1 protein-coding gene is annotated in these 278 nt (G+C 38.8%); it reads right to left on the bottom strand.

Going from position 1 to position 278, the window contains the following annotated elements; all coding sequences use genetic code 11:
* The coding region (locus HPK16_RS16660) for a transposase family protein (RefSeq protein WP_181677984.1) at positions 1–250 on the bottom strand (250 nt) is incomplete at its 3' end.
* Between the last annotated feature and the right edge of the window lie 28 nt (positions 251–278).

The raw sequence follows: 278 nt of genomic DNA, 5'->3' as shown, positions 1-278 counted from the left end.
CACAAGGGCAGTGATAGCGTCGTTTCCGATAATGAATATAGACCCGTTTCTCGGCCATTTTAAGGTGTTGAAACAAGTGAGTACGATAATCTTTAATACGATTTGTACGGGTTTGACAATGAGGGCACGTATGTTTCTTTCTTTTTAATTGAATATGAATATGGCAGGTATCCTTCTCTATGGAATGCTCGATGAGCTGGACGTTTTTATTTTCTAAACCGATGAGTTGTATGATAAAATGGTCTGGCATGGTAATATCGCTCCTTTGGATTGGGTTT

Source organism: Paenilisteria rustica, assembly GCF_013820765.1.
GTDB lineage: Bacteria > Bacillota > Bacilli > Lactobacillales > Listeriaceae > Listeria_A > Listeria_A rustica.
This window is presented reverse-complemented; position numbering and strand designations above follow the sequence as displayed.